At 58.8% G+C, this 18,488-nt stretch carries 21 protein-coding genes; 10 read left to right on the top strand and 11 right to left on the bottom strand.

The features are described from left to right. Positions 1-156: 156 nt before the first annotated feature. The 4 genes from tmk (at position 157) to VN577_17940 (ending at position 3,334) form a co-directional block, all read left to right on the top strand. A complete protein-coding gene (gene tmk, locus VN577_17925; protein HWR16709.1) occupies positions 157-828 on the top strand; it encodes a dTMP kinase in 672 nt (223 codons plus the stop codon). A 26-nt stretch (positions 829-854) separates the two neighbouring features. Beyond that, positions 855-1,946 carry a hypothetical protein gene (locus VN577_17930; GenBank protein HWR16710.1) on the top strand — a complete coding sequence of 364 codons (1,092 nt, stop codon included), beginning with the start codon at positions 855-857 and terminating at the stop codon, positions 1,944-1,946. Positions 1,947-2,117: 171 nt separating this feature from the next. Further along, the gene (locus VN577_17935; protein ID HWR16711.1) at positions 2,118-2,498 is read left to right on the top strand and encodes an RNA chaperone Hfq; all 381 of its coding nucleotides are present in this window, start codon (positions 2,118-2,120) and stop codon (positions 2,496-2,498) included. Positions 2,499-2,746: 248 nt separating this feature from the next. After that, a complete protein-coding gene (locus VN577_17940) occupies positions 2,747-3,334 on the top strand; it encodes a CHRD domain-containing protein (GenBank protein ID HWR16712.1) in 588 nt (195 codons plus the stop codon). A gap of 57 nt (positions 3,335-3,391) precedes the next feature. Here the strand turns inward: VN577_17940 and VN577_17945 are convergent, their stop codons facing one another. Then, on the bottom strand, positions 3,392-3,967 hold the full coding sequence (locus tag VN577_17945; GenBank protein HWR16713.1) for a YdeI/OmpD-associated family protein: 576 nt from the start codon (positions 3,965-3,967) through the stop codon (positions 3,392-3,394). A 108-nt stretch (positions 3,968-4,075) separates the two neighbouring features. Here VN577_17945 and VN577_17950 point away from each other — a divergent pair, with 108 nt between their 5' ends. The 5 genes from VN577_17950 to coaBC all read left to right on the top strand — a co-directional run bounded on the left by VN577_17950 (position 4,076) and on the right by coaBC (position 9,150). Then, positions 4,076-5,920, top strand: a complete 1,845-nt coding sequence (locus tag VN577_17950; GenBank protein ID HWR16714.1) for an ABC transporter ATP-binding protein — start codon at positions 4,076-4,078, stop codon at positions 5,918-5,920. 52 nt (positions 5,921-5,972) lie between these two features. Beyond that, on the top strand, positions 5,973-6,860 hold the full coding sequence (locus tag VN577_17955; protein ID HWR16715.1) for a YicC/YloC family endoribonuclease: 888 nt from the start codon (positions 5,973-5,975) through the stop codon (positions 6,858-6,860). Next, a complete protein-coding gene (gene gmk, locus VN577_17960) occupies positions 6,857-7,567 on the top strand; it encodes a guanylate kinase (protein HWR16716.1) in 711 nt (236 codons plus the stop codon). The genes VN577_17955 and gmk overlap by 4 nt, the downstream gene beginning before the upstream one ends. A gap of 17 nt (positions 7,568-7,584) precedes the next feature. Further along, positions 7,585-7,818 (top strand): DNA-directed RNA polymerase subunit omega, encoded by a 234-nt coding sequence (rpoZ, locus tag VN577_17965; protein HWR16717.1) that lies wholly within the window; start codon positions 7,585-7,587, stop codon positions 7,816-7,818. Between the two features lie 108 nt (positions 7,819-7,926). Further along, the gene (gene coaBC / locus VN577_17970) at positions 7,927-9,150 is read left to right on the top strand and encodes a bifunctional phosphopantothenoylcysteine decarboxylase/phosphopantothenate--cysteine ligase CoaBC (protein ID HWR16718.1); all 1,224 of its coding nucleotides are present in this window, start codon (positions 7,927-7,929) and stop codon (positions 9,148-9,150) included. Positions 9,151-9,186: 36 nt separating this feature from the next. Here the strand turns inward: coaBC and VN577_17975 are convergent, their stop codons facing one another. Continuing rightward, positions 9,187-9,588: an EVE domain-containing protein gene (locus VN577_17975; GenBank protein HWR16719.1), complete on the bottom strand. Its 402-nt coding sequence runs from the start codon at positions 9,586-9,588 to the stop codon at positions 9,187-9,189. Between the two features lie 98 nt (positions 9,589-9,686). Here VN577_17975 and VN577_17980 point away from each other — a divergent pair, with 98 nt between their 5' ends. Then, entirely contained in the window at positions 9,687-10,961 is a 1,275-nt protein-coding gene (locus tag VN577_17980) for a GAF domain-containing SpoIIE family protein phosphatase (GenBank protein ID HWR16720.1), read from the top strand. Positions 10,962-11,014: 53 nt separating this feature from the next. On the opposite strand, the gene VN577_17985 is transcribed toward VN577_17980, so the two are convergent. The 9 genes from VN577_17985 to VN577_18025 form a co-directional block, all read right to left on the bottom strand. After that, on the bottom strand, positions 11,015-11,197 hold the full coding sequence (locus VN577_17985) for a hypothetical protein (GenBank protein HWR16721.1): 183 nt from the start codon (positions 11,195-11,197) through the stop codon (positions 11,015-11,017). Then, the gene (locus VN577_17990; protein HWR16722.1) at positions 11,194-11,595 is read right to left on the bottom strand and encodes a DUF6677 family protein; all 402 of its coding nucleotides are present in this window, start codon (positions 11,593-11,595) and stop codon (positions 11,194-11,196) included. The genes VN577_17985 and VN577_17990 overlap by 4 nt, the downstream gene beginning before the upstream one ends. A 42-nt stretch (positions 11,596-11,637) precedes the next feature. After that, positions 11,638-12,804, bottom strand: coding sequence for a M24 family metallopeptidase (locus VN577_17995; GenBank protein ID HWR16723.1), 1,167 nt, complete (start codon positions 12,802-12,804; stop codon positions 11,638-11,640). A gap of 24 nt (positions 12,805-12,828) precedes the next feature. Beyond that, the gene (locus VN577_18000) at positions 12,829-13,593 is read right to left on the bottom strand and encodes a DNA alkylation repair protein (protein HWR16724.1); all 765 of its coding nucleotides are present in this window, start codon (positions 13,591-13,593) and stop codon (positions 12,829-12,831) included. Positions 13,594-13,698: 105 nt separating this feature from the next. Then, positions 13,699-15,102, bottom strand: a complete 1,404-nt coding sequence (locus VN577_18005; GenBank protein HWR16725.1) for an MFS transporter — start codon at positions 15,100-15,102, stop codon at positions 13,699-13,701. An 18-nt stretch (positions 15,103-15,120) separates the two neighbouring features. Then, the gene (locus tag VN577_18010; GenBank protein ID HWR16726.1) at positions 15,121-15,417 is read right to left on the bottom strand and encodes a DUF167 domain-containing protein; all 297 of its coding nucleotides are present in this window, start codon (positions 15,415-15,417) and stop codon (positions 15,121-15,123) included. Continuing rightward, positions 15,414-16,118, bottom strand: coding sequence for a YggS family pyridoxal phosphate-dependent enzyme (locus tag VN577_18015; protein HWR16727.1), 705 nt, complete (start codon positions 16,116-16,118; stop codon positions 15,414-15,416). The genes VN577_18010 and VN577_18015 overlap by 4 nt, the downstream gene beginning before the upstream one ends. 247 nt (positions 16,119-16,365) lie before the next feature. Beyond that, positions 16,366-17,043, bottom strand: coding sequence for a PEP-CTERM sorting domain-containing protein (locus VN577_18020; GenBank protein ID HWR16728.1), 678 nt, complete (start codon positions 17,041-17,043; stop codon positions 16,366-16,368). A 272-nt stretch (positions 17,044-17,315) separates the two neighbouring features. Further along, a complete protein-coding gene (locus VN577_18025; protein ID HWR16729.1) occupies positions 17,316-18,017 on the bottom strand; it encodes a PEGA domain-containing protein in 702 nt (233 codons plus the stop codon). Between the last annotated feature and the right edge of the window lie 471 nt (positions 18,018-18,488).

Raw genomic sequence — 18,488 nt, forward strand, 5'->3', positions numbered from 1 at the left:
GCCAGGCGCCCTATCGTAAATGATGGCGGCCGTTGCTGCAGGATACTCTGGTGCTATCTTGTGACGTTTCCCGCAATTTCCGGGGCGACCCGCGAATCCTTCTGCTCGATTCGACCTCACGGAGAACGCTTTCGCCCTCTGCTATGATGGCCGCTCGTGAGCCCCACACAGCGCGGAAAGTTCATCACCTTCGAAGGTCTCGACGGATGCGGCAAAAGTACTCAGCTCAACCGCCTCGCCGACGTGCTTCGTGCTGAAGGACTCGACGTCGTCACCGCCCGTGAACCCGGCACCACCGCAATCGGCGAACAAATTCGCTCCATTCTCTTGAATTCCCGCACCCAGGGCCTTGCGCCTCGGGCTGAGTTGGCGCTGATGTTTGCTTCCCGGGCGCAGTTGATTCACGAGATCATTGAACCAGCACTCACCGCCGGTAAGTACGTGCTCGTCGACCGCTACACCGATTCGTCCGAGGCCTACCAGGGCGGAGGCCGCGAACTCGGCACGGAGACTGTGCTTGCCGTTCATCGCGCCGTCGCCAGACTCAACCCCGATCTGACCGTTTTGATGGACTCCGAGGTGAGTGCCAGCGTCGCTCGCGCCCGTCGCCGCAACCAGCAGACCACCAGGAAATCTGGGGAAGACGCCGACGAAAATCGATTTGAGCGTGAGAATAGAAAGTTCTTCGAGCGCGTTCACGAAGCCTATTTGAGAATCGCCGCCCGCGAACCGCAGCGCGTCTACATGGTTGACGCCCGTCGCGAACAGGACGTGGTGCACGCCGACATCGTCGCCGAAGTAAGAAGGCGCCTCTTAAGTCCCTCCTAGTTCCCGATTACAATTAGAAACTACGTATGCCTTTCTCCGATTTTCATGGCAATCCGGCCACCGTCGATCTCGTGCGCAGCATGATGTCACGCGACCGCTTTCCGCATGCCATGATCATCTCCGGCCCCGAAGGCTCCGGCAAATACACGCTCGCGCAGATGATCGCCAAGGCGATGAACTGCCAGAACCCGCCGCTGACCGGCGAACCTGACTTCTGCGGACATTGCGAAAACTGCCTTGAGATCGCCCAAGCCGACGACCTGGAGAAGCGTTTCGACGAAGCCGTCGAAACCCGCGAGGGTCTCCGCGAAACCGACAAGAAAGACACGCGAATCTTCGTCCAAACCCATCCCGACGTCCTCATCATCCCTCCCGATCCTCCGCAGATGATGATCAAAGTCGACCAGGTCCGCCATGTCATCGGCCAGATCTACAAGCGGCCGCGCAAGGGCGACCACGCCGTCTACATCTTTACTGACTCGGCGTTCATGAAAGAAGCTGCGAATTCCCTGCTCAAGGTTTTAGAAGAGCCACCCGAGTTCGCCACCATCTTTCTTCTTACCACCAACCCCGGCGAGTTCCTGCCGACCATCCGTTCCCGCTGTGTCACGCTGCAATTGGCGCCTCTGACCGTTGCCGAAGTAGAGCAGTATCTGGCAAAGAAGCGTCCCGACTGGAACGCCCCCACGCGCTCGCTCGTCGCCCGCCTCTGTGGCGGCGCTTGCGGCAAAGCCATTACTTTCGACCTTGAACGCTACACCGCCGCTCGCAAAGACGCACTCACGCTCTTAATGTCGGCCGTCAACCCCGACGACCACTCACCTCTCTTCCGCACCACGGAAACTTATCGGGCGGGAGCCGAAGGTAAGGAAAAAACCGAGCAACTCCTCCGCGCCAGTTATTCGATTCTCGAAGACCTGCTTTTCCTGAAAGAAGGAACCTCGAACCTTCTTCGGAATTCCGATATATCCCCTGAATTGAACCGTCTCGCCGCCTCTGTGGATTTCGACTGGATCTCCATGGCCGCCCAGCGCCTTCACGATGTGGAATCCGGCATGCGCCGCAACGTCCTGCGCTCCCTCTCCCTGGACGCCTTCGCGGGCAGTTTGGAACGCTAATTTCCGCCAGAGTTACGCAAGTGCCTGTCGTCATTGCCCCGTCCGGCCCTCTGTGATACGGTTATCGCAAGCTCACCCAGCGTGACACCCTTGCATCCGTGATCGGGCTCCACTATGGGTGCTTTTGCGCTCCCGTCGCGTTCGAGCGTTTTTACTTTTACGGGGTATCTAATGAAGGACTCTTTCGATTCAACCGCCGTCGGTCGGGCGCCTGAACCGGAATCGTTCACCAGCCGGAAGCTGATCCGTCCCACGCTTGCCGCCAATGGCAATCGCGGAGACGCCCAGCGTCCTGAAGGCGAACGTCGTGACCGGTCCACCGCGGGCAAGAAGACCCCGCCTGCGGAACAAACGCACGCCGAGAATTTCTACTACCAAAAGCAGATCTCGACCAGAACGCCGCTGGTAGTCGTTCTCCAGGACGGCGAATCTGTCCACGGTATCCTCGAGTGGTATGACCGCTGCTGCATCAAAGTCAACCGCTCAGGCCAACCCAATCTCCTGATTTACAAACAGGCCATTCGCTACATGTACAAGGAATCTGAAGGCTAAGATTTCATTCTGCACTCATATGCGAAGGGCGCCGCAAGGCGCCTTTTGTACTTGGAGCCCTTCTCCTCCCTAGTGTGCAAGCCCTTGCACTATCTCTTCTCACGACGACTCTAACCCCTTGATTCCACGATTCCCAAAATGGAACTGAAAGTGCACCTAGCCTTCCAATCAGCGACGCCCCGTCGCTCTTGATTGCCAACTACCCAGTGGGGATTCGGGCCTAAAAACGTCACCGTCGGAGGCTATCCATGAGACGCCTTTTGGTCTCGTTCTTTGCGCTGTTCCTTCTCACCGCCGTTTCGCACGCAGACCAGTTCCTTTATTACGCCGATCTCACGGGCGCAGCCGAATCACCATCCAACGCATCCGCTGGCACTGGCTCAACCCTCGTTACCTACGACTCCGTCGCGCACACGCTCCGCGTTGAAATCCAGTGGTCTGGCCTGTCCTCCGGCACCACCGCGTCCCATATCCACTGTTGCGTCGCCAACCCGTTCGATACAACACTCAATGCACCTGTCGCGACGCAGGTCCCGCGGTTCGTTGGATTCCCCACCGGGGTGACCTCCGGCAGCTACGACCATCTTTTCGATCTCACTGACGCCGCCAGTTGGAACGCGACCTTCATCACTGCCAATGGCGGAAGTGTCAGTGGCGCTGAGAGTGCGCTAGCCGCTGGAATGGCCGCCGGCAAAGCCTACCTGAATATCCACACAACGAATTACCCCGGCGGCGAAATTCGCGGATTCCTCGCGCCTGCACCGGAGCCGGCCTCCATGGCGATTTTCGGAAGCATGCTGGCTGGCCTGATCGCCGTTCGCCGTAAATCGAAATAGCCTCCCCAGAATGCCGAAAGCCGCCCATCCGTGGGCGGCTTCTTCATTTCCGATGGGCTACTCCCCCCTTCTCAATACCCTGATCCTCAACCCTTTCCCGGAATCTGAGATCAACTCCTCCAGCCTCTTGCGCCGCGTCTCTTCCCGTTTGGCGGACATCATCCAGAACATCGCCGTTCGCCGATATCCCGGCGGCTGACTCTGAAAAAACTCCCAAGCCTTAGCCTTCGCCCGGAATATCTTCTCGTCCGGCGGCTCAAACTTGGTGGGCTTATTCTCGAACGAATACCTCCGGGTAAGGTCTTCATGTCTCGTCTCAAAGACCTTCAGCCCCTCCGGCACCATTTGCCCCAGCTTCGTCAATTCCTTCACCCGGGCAATATTCACGGCGCTCCAAATGCTTTTTGCCTTCCGCGGAGTGAACCGGATGCAGTAGCTCACCTCATCTATGTTCCGCCGCACACCGTCGATCCACCCGAAGCAAAGCGCCTGGTCCCGGGCTTCCGGATAGGTGATGCTCGGCCGCCCGGACTCCTTCTTGTAGAACCCCACCACTAATTCCTTTTCGCTGTCGTGGTTTTTAGCCAGCCAGTGCCGAAACTCGTCCGATGATCGGAAGAAAACCGTAGTCATGTCTCTATTCCTAACCAGCCAATGCTGAGACTGTGCCTCTCTGCCAAAAAGACTATAAAATTGAGACTTGCTGCCTCAGTCTAAAATCCCGCCACGGAGCATCTCGTAATGCGTCAACTTCTGCGCCTGCTCCGATACGTCATTCCTTACCTGGCGCAGCTTATTCCAGCAGTCGTCATGCTGGCCTCAGTCGGCTTCCTGGAAGCCTTCCGTCTGCTGCTAATCGGCCCCATTTTCGATCGCGTGCTCAACCCGGCGTCCCAATCGAAGAACATCCTGCTGGTCACGCTGCCCTGGAACCACGAGCCGATCTACCTCCAGCAGTTCATGCCGGAACGCTTTCAGAACGCCTGGACGATCGTTGCCGTAGCGCTCGTCGCGTCCACTCTTCTCAAAGGCGTGCTGGACTACGCCGGCACATACCTCGTGAATTACGCCGGATACGGCCTTATCACCGATCTCCGCGACGACCTCTACAACAGCATCCTCCGCCGCTCGGCCGCGTTCTTTCACAAGCACACCACCGGAACCCTGCTATCCACTCTGATCAACGATATCGAGCGCGTTCAGGTCGCCATGTCCTCGGTTCTCGCCGAGTTCCTCCAGCAGACCTTCACTCTGGTGTTCCTCTCGCTTGCCGTCATCAGCCTCGGTGGCAAACTGTCCTGGGTTCTGGCGCTGTTCATTCCCGCCGTTCTGCTGTCCGCGCGCCGCATCGGGAAGCGCGTTCGCAAGACCACCCGCTCCGGTCAAGACAAGCTCGCGGAAATCCAGAACATACTCCACGAGACCATCACCGGCAATCGCATCGTGAAAGCCTTCGGCATGGAGATGTGGGAGTCCTTCCGCTTCCGTGGTGCCGCGCAACGCCTCTTCCGCGCCAACATGCGTTCCGTTCGCGCCAGTTCCCTGAGTTCTCCCCTGATGGACTTCTTCGGATCCATCGCCATTGCCCTGCTCATCCTGCTGGGCCGCGACCAGATCAAAGCCGGACACATGACCCCCGGCATCTTCGTCACCTTCCTATTCGCCGTTGTCCGCCTCTACGATCCGGTCCGTAAGTTCGCCATCTTCAACAACAGCTTCCAGCAGGCCCTCGGCGCGTCTTCCTCGATCTTCGCTTTCATGGACGCCGAAGACGACGTGAAAGAAAAGGCTCACCCGAAGGTCGTAAAGCAGTTCCGTGACAGCATTCGCTTCGACAACGTCAGCTTTTCCTACGACAAAGAAAATCCGCGTGGCGTTCTTCAGGACATCAACCTCGAAGTGAAGAAGGGTGAGGTCCTCGCTATCGTCGGTTCCAGTGGTGCCGGTAAGAGCACCCTTGTGCACCTGATACCGCGCTTCTTCGATGTAACCGAGGGGCGCCTTCTGCTCGACGGCACCGACATTCGCGACCTCTCCCTGAGCTCCTTGCGATCCCTTGTCGCCGTCGTCACCCAGGACACTATCCTCTTCAACGACACCGTCCGCAACAACATCGCCTACGGCCAGCCCCACGTGTCGGAAGACAAGGTCATCACCGCTGCCAAGGCGGCACTCGCAGACGAGTTCATCCGCGAAATGCCCGAGGGCTACAACACCATCATCGGCGAGCGGGGATTGCGTCTCTCCGGAGGCCAGCGCCAGCGCCTTACCATTGCGCGCGCCATCCTCAAGAACGCTCCGATCCTCATCCTCGACGAGGCCACCTCTGCGCTCGATACCGAGTCCGAGGCCCTCGTCCAGTCCGCCATCGAGAACCTGATGGAAGGTCGCACCGTCTTCGTGATTGCTCACCGTCTTTCCACTGTCCGCCGTGCCGACCGCATCATGGTCCTGGAAAATGGCACGATTGCTGACATGGGCACCCACGAAGACCTGCTGAATCGCCTCGGGACATATCGCAGGTTGTATGATTTGCAGTTCGTTGACATCGAATCGGCAAAGGTACCGTCCAATGACGCACGCTAGTTCTATGCGCATTTCAGTCGATCCTTGCCCACGAGCAACCAATAACTAACTTATGTCTATTCGCTCTATGACCGGATTCGCGCAGGTGAAAGGCCAGATCACCGACCACCTCGCCTTCACGCTGTCGCTCAAATCCGTAAATCACCGTTTCCTTGACCTCCACCTCCGTATGCCGGCCGATACCGACGCGCTCGAAATGAAAATTCGTCGGGTCCTCAAAGACAAGCTCGCCCGCGGACACGTCGAACTCACCTTCTCGCTCGACCGCGGCTCAGCCAATGGCTTCGCGCTCAACCGCCAGATCGTCAACGGATACGTGCAGGCATACCGCGCTGCCGCCGCCGAGCACGGCATCACCTCCGATCCTGACCTGAACGCCATCTTCAAGGTTCCCGGCGCTCTGGAAGGTGCAGTTGAGATTGATCCCGAGCAGGTGGAAGCCGCCGTGCTCCCCAAGCTCGAAGAGGCTATCTCCAAGCTCGATCACATGCGTGCCGACGAAGGCCACGCCATCGAGAAGGAATTGCGCGACCGCATCGCTCGGCTCACGAAAGCCGTCGCCGAAATCGACCAGGTCCGCAGCATCGTCCTCAACGCCTATATGGAGAAGCTCCAGGCACGGATCTCCGAGCTCATCGGCGGTCAGGCCAATCCCGACCGCATCCTGCAGGAAGCCGCCATGCTGGCCGAGCGTAGCGACATTCAGGAAGAAGTCGTGCGCATGCAAACGCACATCAAGCACTTCCTTCAGCACATCGAAGGCGCGAAAGAAGTCGGCAAGAAACTCGACTTCCTCCTCCAGGAAATGGGCCGCGAATCCAACACCATCCTGTCGAAGACCAGCGGCGTCGCCGGCGAAGCGCTGAAGATCACCGAATACGGACTTGCCATGAAAGCCGAGATCGAAAAACTCCGGGAGCAGGTGCAGAACATCGAATGATCGGCCAGCAGAAGCCCGGAACGGTTTTCATCATCTCGGCCCCCAGCGGATCGGGCAAAACCACGCTCACCAATCGCCTGCTCAGCCTGGTTCCCGGACTCCAGTTCTCCATCTCCTATACCACCCGTGAGCCCCGTGGAAGCGAAGAGCACGGCCGTGAATACTTCTTCGTCACCCGCGGCGAGTTCGCAGCCATGCGCGATGCCGGAGAATTCCTCGAGCACGCCGAAGTCTTCGGCAACTGTTACGGCACGGCCCGCCGCTTTCTCGCCGAAGCTACCGCAAAGGGTAAGGACCTCATCCTCGACATCGATGTTCAGGGCGCCCAGCAGGTAAAGGAGAAGATGCCCGAAGCCATCAGTATCTTCATCCTTCCACCGTCCCGCTCGGAACTCGAGATGCGCCTTACCAGCCGCTCTCAGGCGGAACACGTAACTTCCCGGGAAGTTATCCGTAGACGGCTCGAAGAAGCCGCCCGTGAGATTGAGAAATACCCAAAATACGACTATATTTTGGTTAACGACCATCTAGAAGAGTCGATCGACCAGCTCAAATCGATTGTGCTGGCGGAACGTGCGAAACGTAGCGGAAGTACCTCCCCAGACGAAAAGACCTTGGCAAAGGCCAATGCCTTACTACTTCCGAACATGCGTCAGCGTGCGCAACAAATTTTCGAGTCCTTTGGACTCGCACCGGCCCCGCAATAAGAATTGAGGACTTACAAATGAAGTTGATGGAAGGCTTCGATAGCAACTATCGCTACATCCTTGTAGCTGCCCGCCGCGCCCGCCAACTGCAATCCGGCGCTCGCCCGCTAGTTGAAACCATCACCCGCAAGCCCTGCAAAATCGCTCGGGAGGAGATTCGCGCAGGTAAGATCAAGTGGTCGATTACCGCGAACGAGAAGTCGGCCGTCGAACAGGCCAGCGAACTTTTGGACGGCGCAGCGGAAGCATAGCAATCACCGGTTAGCGGATAACCAGGGCGACCGGTCCCATTTTTCCAGCCGCCAACCTTATCCGCTACCCCTTTGCTCCCATGTTCGTCGTCGTCTCATCCAATAACCATGAACATCGCACTCGGCGTTACCGGCGGCATTGCGGCGTATAAAGCGGCAGAGGTCCTGCGCTTACTTCAGGATCGCGGAGTACGTTCGCAGGTCATCATGACCCGCGCCGCCCAGGAGTTTGTTCGGCCCCTCACCTTCGCCGCCCTTTCCGGACAGAAGGTCATCACCGAGATGTTCAGCTCCGACTACGGCGGACAGGCCAATCTCGATTCCGCCGTTGAACACATCTCTGTAGCCGAATCCATTCAGGCTCTCGTCGTTGTTCCGGCCACAGCCGACATCATTGCCAAGTTCGCCAATGGAGTTGCCGACGACTTCCTCTCCACGCTCTACCTCGCTACCACCGCTCCTGTCGTTGTCGCACCGGCGATGAACGTCAACATGTGGAATCATCCCGCGACTCAGGCCAATCTGGAAGTCTTGCGGAAGCGCGGCGTTCGCATCGTCGAACCCGGTAGCGGATACCTGGCCTGCGGCATGATCGGCGCCGGACGCCTCGCCGCCAACGAGAACATCGTCGAAGCCGTACTCGACGTGCTCCAAACCACCAAGGACCTCGTCGGTGAAACCGTTCTCGTCACCGCAGGCCCGACTCGCGAGCCCATTGACCCCGTCCGCTACATTTCCAATCGATCCAGCGGAAAAATGGGATATGCGCTGGCTGAAGAAGCATCACGCCGCGGAGCGAAAGTTATTCTCGTCAGCGGCCCGGTTTCACTGAACCCACCGGTCAACGTCGAGATCGTCCGAGTAGAAACCGCGAAAGAGATGCGCGACGCCGTCTTCGCGCGTAAAGACGAAGCCTCGGTCATCATCAAGTCCGCCGCCGTCGCCGATTACACTCCCGCGAAACCCGAAGGCAAAAAGATGAAGCGGCACGACGCCTTCTCGCTCGACCTCACCCCGACAGACGACATCGCAACACTGCTTTCGAAGCGCCGCGATGGCCAGTTGCTTATCGGCTTCGCCGCCGAAACCAACGACGTCCTCGAGCACGCCCGCCAGAAGATGCTGAAGAAGCGCATGGACGCCATCGTCGCCAACGACGTCTCTCGCAAAGACATCGGCTTCGACAGCGACCAGAACGCCGTCACCATCATCACCGCCACCGATGTTCAGGAAATTCCAGTAACCTCGAAGCGCGAAGTCGCCGGGCGGATACTTGACACAGTCAAAGCGCTTCGGCAGCGTACCCCAGCAGCCGCCAAGAAGAACGCGTAAGCGTCCGCGAATCTCCGCTTCATCCGCGGCCCGTCTTTACCCCACCACCCACTCCCACTGTTCCTTCGTCAGCGGCACCACCGAAAGCCTTCCAATCTTGATCAGCGGAGAATCCGCAAACACCTTCTCCGCCTTGATCTCATCCAGCGACTTCGGCGTCTTCAGCGCCTTCCCCACTTTGATCGCAACTTTCGGATTTTTGGCATCCGTCGCGTCCACCGATACTACCTGTGCAGTACCCACCGCCCGGCGTTCATCGCCCGTGTGATAGATGACGAGTTCGTCGCCTTTCGTCATCCCGCGCAGGTTCTTGACCGCTACTGGATTGGTGACACCGTCCCAGATCGTGGTCTTATCACGCTGCAGGTCGGCAAACGAATACGCACTGGCTTCAGTTTTCAGGAGGTAATACATGCGAGACATTGTAAGCCGTTCCATTTCAGGAATTTCCAGCTCCTTTAATTTTCCGTTTCATGCACACATTTCGCAGCTAAAATTCGCTGCGCACATCCAATAAGGATCAGCAGGGAGGGCCCATGGCTACCAGTCCGCTTCCACGCACCGAGTCCTCGATTCGCCCGCACTCGGAATGGTTTGTGCACGATCTTCTTAAGCTTCAGAAAGCCGCGCAAGCCATCAGTTCTACGCTCGACCTCGACGAACTTCTAAACAAGATCGTCAACGAAGTGGCCGCCTGGTTCGACTGTATCGAGAGTTCCATCTGGCTTCATGACGAGTCCACCAACGAGATGGTCCTCGCCGCCGTGAAGGGATGCACCATGTTCACCTGCTGCGGCGCGCGTCTCAAAGTCGGTGAGCAGGGAATGATCGGCCACGTAGCCGCAGTAGGCACCACCTGCTACGCCCCGGACGTCAGCAGAGACCCCTACTTCGTTCCCTGCGAAGAAGGCACGAACAGCGAACTCGATATCCCGCTGAAGATCGGCAACAAGGTCATCGGCGTCTTCTCGACCGCGCACCACGAACTCGATGGCTTTCCACTCAGCCAGCGCCGGTTGCTGGAAGTTCTCTGCCAGCACATCGCCGTCGCCGTTCAGAATGCTCAGGCATATCGCAGCGAAGTGCGCCAACGGGAACAGATGCAGCGCGAAGCCCGAGAGGCCCGTGTCATCCAGCAGTCGCTGCTGCCGAAATCTTCCCCGTTCCTCCCCGGACTCGCGCTTGAAGCCACCAGCGTCCCCGCCGGAGAAGTCGGTGGAGACTGGTACGACTACATCGATCTCGGCGACGACCGCTGGGGCATCGTGCTCGCCGATGTCGCCGGTAAGGGCATGGCCGCCGCGCTCCTGATGTCCGCCACCCGCGGCATTCTGCGTTCGCTCGCGCGCGCTTACGATAGCCCCGCCGAAGTCTTAAGCAAGTTGAATCTCGTTCTCCGCGACGACTTCCCCGCCGGACGCTACGTCACCATGATTTACGGTGTGCTCGACGCACAACGCCATACAATTACCTTCGCCAACGCGGGACACCCTCACCCGGTGCTCGTTCACGGCTCCGAAGCGAAGTCCATCGATGCCGGTTCCGGTCTCCCCCTCGGACTTGCCGAAACGCTCTATAACGACCACGTCGTGGAACTCGCACACGGCAACAAAGTGGTCTTCTATACCGATGGCATTAGTGAAGCGGAAGACCGGAAACAGGACGAATTCGGCACCCGCCGCATTTGCGAGCACATGCTTCAGCCGCACGCGTCAGCCGATAGTCTGCTCAAGGCCGCCTGCGCTCATTCGCCCGGGCCGCCAGCGGACGACGCAACCGTCATCCTCCTCCGTTGCACTGCAACGGCCTAGTCATCAAACGAAAAACGCCCTCCTTTATGGAGGGCGTTTTCAACTGCAATCTTTTAATGCTTCAACAGCCACATGGCCCATCCGGCCACGATCACACCGCCAACGAATAGCGAGAAGCAATACAAGCCGTACTTCACCATCTCGCGGGGCGTATTCCGTTGCGTAATTCCAAACACGATGGACGCAAACACTGCAAAGATCAGTGCTGCTGAAAAGTGGGAAAGTTCAATGTTCATGGCTTCTTCCCCATTGCGATGTGGTGTGCATCAATGGCGGCAATCACGTTTAGCAGTCCGGAAACCACAATGAACTTCGTCCCGTAATCGGCGACGGCCCGGTGAATCGCGCCCTGTCCTGCATCCAGCGTGCGCGTCACAATGTACAGCCCACCCGCGCCCAGGTCGCCAATGAAGCCCAGCATGTCCAGCAGGTCACCGCTGTTCGGACGGTACACCTTCCCCTGCATCGCCAGTCCCAGCAGGAACATGGTCACGATGGAAGCCATCAGCAGCAGGCCGCGCCCCCACCGTTTCTGGATCAGGTGCCCCATTCCCGGAATCAGCCAGCCGACCGCGGGCGCCACAATCGCCATCGTCGGATTCGGCGTGCCGACGTATGCCGGCTTCTCTGCCATAGAAATGTCGTTTGTCTTAGAAGAGGCCATTCGTAAGTTGAACTAGATCAGTACGATCTCTTTCTGAATTTTACCTGTTACCTCGGCGGAACGCTCGCGGACCATCATGTTTACTTCGCTGCGCACGCCAAAATCGGGAAAGTACAGTCCCGGCTCAATCGAGAAACACGAGTTCGGCAGCACCTGCCGCTCATCATGGATCTCCAGGTTGTCCATGTTCGCGCCGTTCGCGTGGACTTCCGACCCGATCGAATGACCGGTCCGGTGAATGAAGTTTCGCCCGTATCCCGACTTCTCGATCGTGTTCCGTGTCGCCTCATCCACCATCCAGCCTTCCAGCTTCTGTCCGGCTGCAATCGCCGCCTTCACCTTCTCGACGCCTGCATCACGTGCCGACGTCACGATCTTGAAGATCTCGCGGTGCCTGTCCGACGGATTCGGTCCCACGAACCCCGTCCACGTGATGTCGTAATAAACGGCCTTCGGCTTGTCCAGCTTCGCCCACACGTCCAGCAGCACCCAGTCGCCTTCCTTGATCGCCGCCGAATGCGTCTCGTCCGGCCCGTAATGCGGATTCCCGCTATTTGCATTCACCGCCACGATCGGCGCTTCGTCCGTAAACAACCCCTCGCGCTCGAACTGCTCCAGGAACCACTTCTGGATCTCGTACTCGTGCGTCCCGCCACTCCGGACACGGTTTCCGATCTCCTTGAACGCCGCAGCCACAATAGCGTCGATCTTGTCCTTGGCTTCGTAATGGGTCTTGATCTGTTCGTCTGTCAGCGTCGCCTCAAACCGCGCCACCAGGTCGCCCGAACTCACGATCTCTTTTCCCAGGCCCCGCACGAACTCCACCGTTCCCGCGTCGGTCAGCGACACATAGAACACCACGTTGTTCGGCGAGTACTGCATCGCCACTTTCTTGTACGGCTTCAGGATGGTCTCAATGCCTTCAAACAACTCCTGCCAGGCCGAATACTCCCGCTTGCTTCCCGGCAGAGAATCCAGGTGCCCGGCTTCAATCCGGTGTACCAGCTTCTGCGGCTCGCCATTCGCCGGAATCACGTAATACCAGCGCCTTGTCACGAACAGCGAATCCGGCAGGCCAAGCACGCGATAGGCAATCGCATCGCGGTGGTGATGGTCGTAGAACAGCCAGGCATCAATGTTGCGCTCGCGGAGCGCCGTCTGAATCGCGGAAAGGTTCATAAACTTGCTCGTAGGTAAGACCCGCTATTGTATCGCGTGGACCCGCTTTGAGCCCCTCTTTCGGCCCACCGTCGCCCCGCAGACCTTCACCTTCTCGTCAATCGGCAGCGTTTCGCACGCTGTTCTCAGCACCAGTCTGGGCGCTTTATCGCGGATCTTCATCAAGTACGGAAGGGTCACATCATGGTCGGCCTTCGCGGCCACCCGCAGCAGCCAGCCCAATCCCTTCTGCACCATATCGTCTTCATCCTTCAATAACAGGTTCGATATCTGCACCACCTCGCGACGGCACTTCTGCTGCTGGATCGCCCTTATCAACGACACCGCCGCCGCCCTCCGATGCCACCGGTCCCGCGACTTCGCCCACGTAAACACCGCCTTGGCCCGCTTCGGTTCCGCCGCGATCATCGGCCCCAGCAGGTACGACGCCAGCGCGTCATGATCCGCCCACGTGCTCACCCGCGCAATCCACGACGCGAACAGCTTGAACTCCGCGTCTCCAAACTGCTTCACCACCCCTTGCAGCAGGATGACCGCGAACACCTTCTCTTCCAGCACCCGTCCGCGAAATAACTTGTCCGCCACCGCGATCAGGAACTCCTGTCCGCAATCATTCAGCAGCGCCTTGCGAAACCGCACCGCCACCTTCCGCAGCTCATCTGTGTACCAGCCACGCGACTGGATCTCTTCCTTGAAAAACCGTTGGACTTCTTCTGTATGCGGGGCCGAAGCGCCGTTCGCCAGCACACGACGAATATGCGCAGCAATATAGGCGGGTGTCTTTTTCATGATTTCATTACGCCGGCAGGCTTCACCTGCGGCTTGGGCGAGCAGACTACCGCACCCGTCCGCTCTCAGGCTGTGACAAAACTCAATTCCGGATAGATCGCTCGCTTATCTCGCCGCCGCCTCATCCGGATGCGCCGGCCGCGCCACTCTGTCATAGATGAACAGGATCAGCGCCGTCGCCAGGCCGACGCCGGTGAACACCAGCCACATACCGCTCGGCTTGTTCACCACCTCGCCATAGTAGTGGGCCATCTTTCCGCCGAACCATCCGCCAATCAGCGAGCCAATCCCAATCGGCAGAAACGCGAATCCCATGTACGTGCCCTGCTGTCCCGGAGGCGCTAACCGCGAAATGTATTCGTAGTATCGCGGAGACTGCGTAATCTCTCCCAACGCCAGTACGAAGATCGAAAGCACCGCGCCCCACACCGTCGGCACCAGCGCCAGCACCACCCACGCCATCGACGTAATCACCGTCCCGACAATCACCGCCATCAGCGCCGGAATCTTTCGCGTCAGCGCGTTCACCGCGATCGTCAGCGTGATCACCGTCAACCCATCCACCGCCAGGATCAACTCCACGCTCACATCCGGATCAATAAACCGGTGCACATATCCCGGCACGCTGATGAACTGCTGCCAGAACACGATCCAGTACCCCGTGAACAGCACCAGGAACCACATAAACTTGCTGATCCCCGCCAGGAACGCCGCCACCAGGATGAGCCACGCCCACCACGGCACCGAGAAGTGCCATACCATCGACGCGATCCCCACCAGCACCGCGATCGCCAGCACCGGCAGCACCAGCCGATAATTTCCCAGCACCACGCAGAAGTTCCGCGCCACCTCGGCCACCGACGGAGGCGGAGCATCACCCGCTTTTCGCGGCTCTTTGAAGAAGAACAGCACCACGAAGAACATCGCGAACACTGCAATCGCCGCCACCCGATACACGTTCTGCACGCCCATGTGCTTGTGTGCCCATGCGGCGACCAGCGGTCCCAGGAATCCGCCCACGTTCACCATCGTGTAGTAAATTGAGTAGCCGATCGACCGCACGTTCTCGCTCGACGCCCTTGCCGTCGTCCCCACAATGCACGGCTTCACCAGCGCCACGCCGATCGCCGGCAGCGCCAGGATCACTCCCACAAACAGCCCGAGCGGCACCATATCTCGCACCGGCGCCAGCCACGGAGCGCCAATCGACCCAATCAGGAAGTACGCTACCCCCAGCACCAGGTACGCGATCGACAACGCGCGCCGGAACCCCAACCGGTCCGCCGCGGCCCCGCCGAACACGGCCATGAACCACACCAGTCCGCCGAAGATTCCCGTCAGCGTTCCCGTCTGTTGGGTTGAGAAGTTGAGTGTTTCCTGCAGGTAGATCGCGAGCGACGAAAAAGCGCCGTAATAGGCGATGCGCTCGAAAATTTCCGTTACGTTCGCTACCCAGAACGGACGCTCGAATCCCGTCCGTATCTCCTGCCACCGCTGCGAAATGCTCAAGTGGATCTCCTTGGGCGGTCAGCTTGTAACTGTTCGCAACCGCGCTTCTACCTGTGCGGCCGTCAGGCCGTGCACTCGTATCACTTTATTTCGGCTGGTTTCTCCGGCGGCTATGGTAACCGACGAACGTGGAACTCTCAAAAATTCTGCGAAGAACCGGATACACGCCTCGTTCGCCTTCCCTTCCACCGGAGGCGCCGTCAACGCCACCTTCAACGCGTCGCCCACCTCACCCGCAATCGCATCCTTCTTCGCCCGCGGATGCACCTTCACCGCAAAAGTCGCCCCTTGCGCAGTGTCTCGAATCGGGATCATGGACGAGGCCGCTCCCCGAATATCGCCGTTCCCACCCTCACGCACGTCGATCCTTCTTCAATCGCGACTTCGAAATCGTGCGACATCCCCATCGACAGCGTCTCCATCTCCACCGCCGGAAACTCCCTCCGCACAATCTCGTCGCGCAACTCGCGCAATTGCCTGAAGTAATCGCGCGCTCCCTCCGGATCTTCCGTATAAGGCGGAACCGTCATCAACCCGCGGATCCTCAGGCTCTCCCACCTCGGCGCATTCGCCAGCAACGGCTCAATCTCCGTCCAGTCCAGCGTCAAGCCGCTCTTCGCCTCTTCCCCGCCGACGTTAATCTCCAGCAGCACGGGCAACGTCTTCTTCAACTCCCCCGCCGCCGCATTCAGCCGATCCGCCAGCTTCACCGAATCCACCGACTCCACCGCATCGAACAACTCCACCGCTCTCCGCGCCTTGTTCGACTGCAAATGTCCGATCATGTGGAACTCGGCATCGCTCAAGTCCGCCAGAGCCGGAGCCTTTCCCTCAAACTCCTGCACCCGATTCTCGCCAAACAACCGCTGACCCGCCTCGTACGCCTCCCGAATCGCCTCCGCCGGAAACGTTTTGCACACCGCGACCAGCGTCACACCTTTCGGATCGCGCCCACACCTCCGCGCCGCCTCAGCGACCCGCTCTCGCACCTGCTCCAGATTCTCAGCAATCGACATCGCCCAAAGCTTACCACCCCACCGGATTTCCTTTGTTCTGCTTGTGTGGCGCGGACACTCCTGTCCGCGGCCTTTGACTTATGAAGTGGCCTGTGTGCGGGGTGCCCCATCCTATTCGCGCCAGCGAATAGGATGGTGACAGAAGCGGTCTTTGATTTAACGCAAGCCCGACAACAAAAAGAGCCACGTTAAACCGTGGCTCTTGTAATGACGCTCCTATGAATTGTGAACCAGACCGAAGTCGGTCTTACCGCTTCTTGCGCAACAGCGGCAAGCCTCCCAGTCCGGCAGCCAGCAACAGCAGCGACGCCGGTTCGGGCACCGATGTCGTCGGCGCAAACGTTCCCACCGTGAATCCGTACCAGTTTTCGAATACCGGATTCGTCCAACTGATCGAGCTAAACGTACCGTTGAACTGAATCGTGCCGTTGCCTTCTACGCCACAGATTGTCGTCCCGCCACTGCACGATACGATCGAGAGCCCGCCATACTCGTTCGAGCCCCCGCCGCTCTGGACCGTGAATGGCTCGGAGCTGCCGAACAGGAACTGCGCATTAACGCCGCCCTGCCCAAGACTCCAGATCGCCATCACCGGGTTCGTTACCGCCTGCGAAAACGTGATCGTGTTAACCACCTGGCCGTTCCCGCCAAACAGTTTCACAATCCCACCGCTCGAGGGCGGCGCATTCGAAATCGTGCCACCGCTGAACGTGCTGGCAGGTCCCCAGCTCGGATAGTTGAAAAGCAGGCTCTCCAACTCGCCCGAATACCCTACCGATATACTCCCCGAAGTGCCGCTGGCGCTCCCCGCCGAAGCGCTCGTCGTGAACGTGTTCGACCACTGCGTCCAGTTCACGGTGTCAGCCGAAACCGGCAATGCCGCCAGCAAGCATACTGCCAGGCCCACCATCAGGAACTTCTTCATGCCCCAACCTCCACAATGCGTGTTGCGTACAACCAGCTAACTAACGCACGTGACGGGCCACGAGTGTCCCTGATAACAAAAGAGTTACACAACACTACGAGTTAAACGATGCAGTTATTTGCAACACTTGGGCAAACCGATTCTCTTTACACCAACTCAGTTCCATTTTGGGAATGCGACCGCGTAGCGCGGACACTCCTGTCCGCGAGGCAGACACCATTCCTCAACATAAAAGCCTGGCCGTAGCCAGGCTCCTTGTAGGTCGATGTCACCTACTGCTTCTCTAACGTCGGCGACACATTCACCGTCCCGCTCATCACCTTGATCTTTCGCTGCCACGTCTTGTAGCCCGACTTCGTGATCTTGATATCGTGCTCGCCCGGTGTGACCTCGAACTTGCTCGGCGTCGTACCGACAAACGTGCCATCTATCTCAACTTCCGCCCCATTCATTTCCTGCGGAGCTATCCACAATTGCGGCGTGCCCACAGTTGTCGCCACAGGTTGTGCAGCCGCGGACGGTTCTTGTTCCTTCTGTGCTGCGGGCACCACCGGACCGCGCTTTTCCCAGTCGGCCACAATTGCCTTGCATCCTTCTTCCACCGAGTTGCCCAGGCTGCGCGTAGATTTGCTGATGATCGCGTCGCCTTCCTTATTGAATACGGCTACCTTGTTGTCCTTGCGGATCCAACCCTTGCCCCCCTCATGGTCGAGCACGATCACGTAATCCGCCTTCTCGCGGATGTTATTCACCACCACTTCCGAGCACCGCTCGCCGAACGTCTTCACGATCTCCGCCGTCTGCGGACGCGCGCCGCCGCTCGTTCCACCGCCGAACCCGGAACTCGATCCGCCACCCCCGCCCGACATCGACCACGACTGGCTGTCGGTTACAAACACCCTCGGCTTCTCGGCCGCTAAACTTATCGCCGCAAACGCCATCATCACTACGAACACAACACCACGAACTTTCACGGAATGACCTCCATGCAAAATGCGGGGGATATCAACGGCAGAGTACTTCCCCACGGCACCCAAGACAACACGAAAGTTACTCGTCAGCCACCGTCAGTCACTGACCTTCCGACTGCTGCCCCTATCCGACGACGGGTGCCCCATCCTATTCGCCCCAGCGAATAGGGTGGGGTGAGACGCCGCCTGCACCATGCGAACTTCCGTGTGCGCGAACATCACTTGCGTTAACCTCGCGCACGCAAGGTGACACTACTGGGAGCCCAACGCGCAAGCGTTGGGTAATCCAACAGACAGTCTTTGTCCGTTTGCGGTGCGCAGCACCGCTGGGTGCTGGGAACTGGGTGCCCCATCCTATTCGCGCCAGCGAATAGGGTGGGGTGAGAACGCTAGTGAACTAACGTCTGTCCGTGTTTGACGTGAGGGTCTATCTCAACCGGTACTACCAATCAGGTTAGCCCAAGACGAAGCTCC

Source organism: Terriglobales bacterium, from assembly GCA_035561515.1.
Classification (GTDB): domain Bacteria; phylum Acidobacteriota; class Terriglobia; order Terriglobales; family Acidobacteriaceae; genus DATMXP01.

Bases quoted from the DNA above. Each gene is read 5' to 3' on its own strand.
- VN577_17930 (HWR16710.1), top strand. From the start codon at position 855: ATGCCTTTCTCCGATTTTCATGGCAATCCGGCCACCGTCGATCTCGTG.
- VN577_17935 (HWR16711.1), top strand. From the start codon at position 2,118: ATGAAGGACTCTTTCGATTCAACCGCCGTCGGTCGGGCGCCTGAACCG.
- VN577_17940 (HWR16712.1), top strand. From the start codon at position 2,747: ATGAGACGCCTTTTGGTCTCGTTCTTTGCGCTGTTCCTTCTCACCGCC.
- VN577_17945 (HWR16713.1), bottom strand. From the start codon at position 3,967: ATGACTACGGTTTTCTTCCGATCATCGGACGAGTTTCGGCACTGGCTG.
- VN577_17950 (HWR16714.1), top strand. From the start codon at position 4,076: ATGCGTCAACTTCTGCGCCTGCTCCGATACGTCATTCCTTACCTGGCG.
- VN577_17955 (HWR16715.1), top strand. From the start codon at position 5,973: ATGTCTATTCGCTCTATGACCGGATTCGCGCAGGTGAAAGGCCAGATC.
- gmk (HWR16716.1), top strand. From the start codon at position 6,857: ATGATCGGCCAGCAGAAGCCCGGAACGGTTTTCATCATCTCGGCCCCC.
- rpoZ (HWR16717.1), top strand. From the start codon at position 7,585: ATGAAGTTGATGGAAGGCTTCGATAGCAACTATCGCTACATCCTTGTA.
- coaBC (HWR16718.1), top strand. From the start codon at position 7,927: ATGAACATCGCACTCGGCGTTACCGGCGGCATTGCGGCGTATAAAGCG.
- VN577_17975 (HWR16719.1), bottom strand. From the start codon at position 9,588: ATGGAACGGCTTACAATGTCTCGCATGTATTACCTCCTGAAAACTGAA.
- VN577_17980 (HWR16720.1), top strand. From the start codon at position 9,687: ATGGCTACCAGTCCGCTTCCACGCACCGAGTCCTCGATTCGCCCGCAC.
- VN577_17985 (HWR16721.1), bottom strand. From the start codon at position 11,197: ATGAACATTGAACTTTCCCACTTTTCAGCAGCACTGATCTTTGCAGTG.
- VN577_17990 (HWR16722.1), bottom strand. From the start codon at position 11,595: ATGGCAGAGAAGCCGGCATACGTCGGCACGCCGAATCCGACGATGGCG.
- VN577_17995 (HWR16723.1), bottom strand. From the start codon at position 12,804: ATGAACCTTTCCGCGATTCAGACGGCGCTCCGCGAGCGCAACATTGAT.
- VN577_18000 (HWR16724.1), bottom strand. From the start codon at position 13,593: ATGAAAAAGACACCCGCCTATATTGCTGCGCATATTCGTCGTGTGCTG.
- VN577_18010 (HWR16726.1), bottom strand. From the start codon at position 15,417: ATGATCCCGATTCGAGACACTGCGCAAGGGGCGACTTTTGCGGTGAAG.
- VN577_18015 (HWR16727.1), bottom strand. From the start codon at position 16,118: ATGTCGATTGCTGAGAATCTGGAGCAGGTGCGAGAGCGGGTCGCTGAG.
- VN577_18020 (HWR16728.1), bottom strand. From the start codon at position 17,043: ATGAAGAAGTTCCTGATGGTGGGCCTGGCAGTATGCTTGCTGGCGGCA.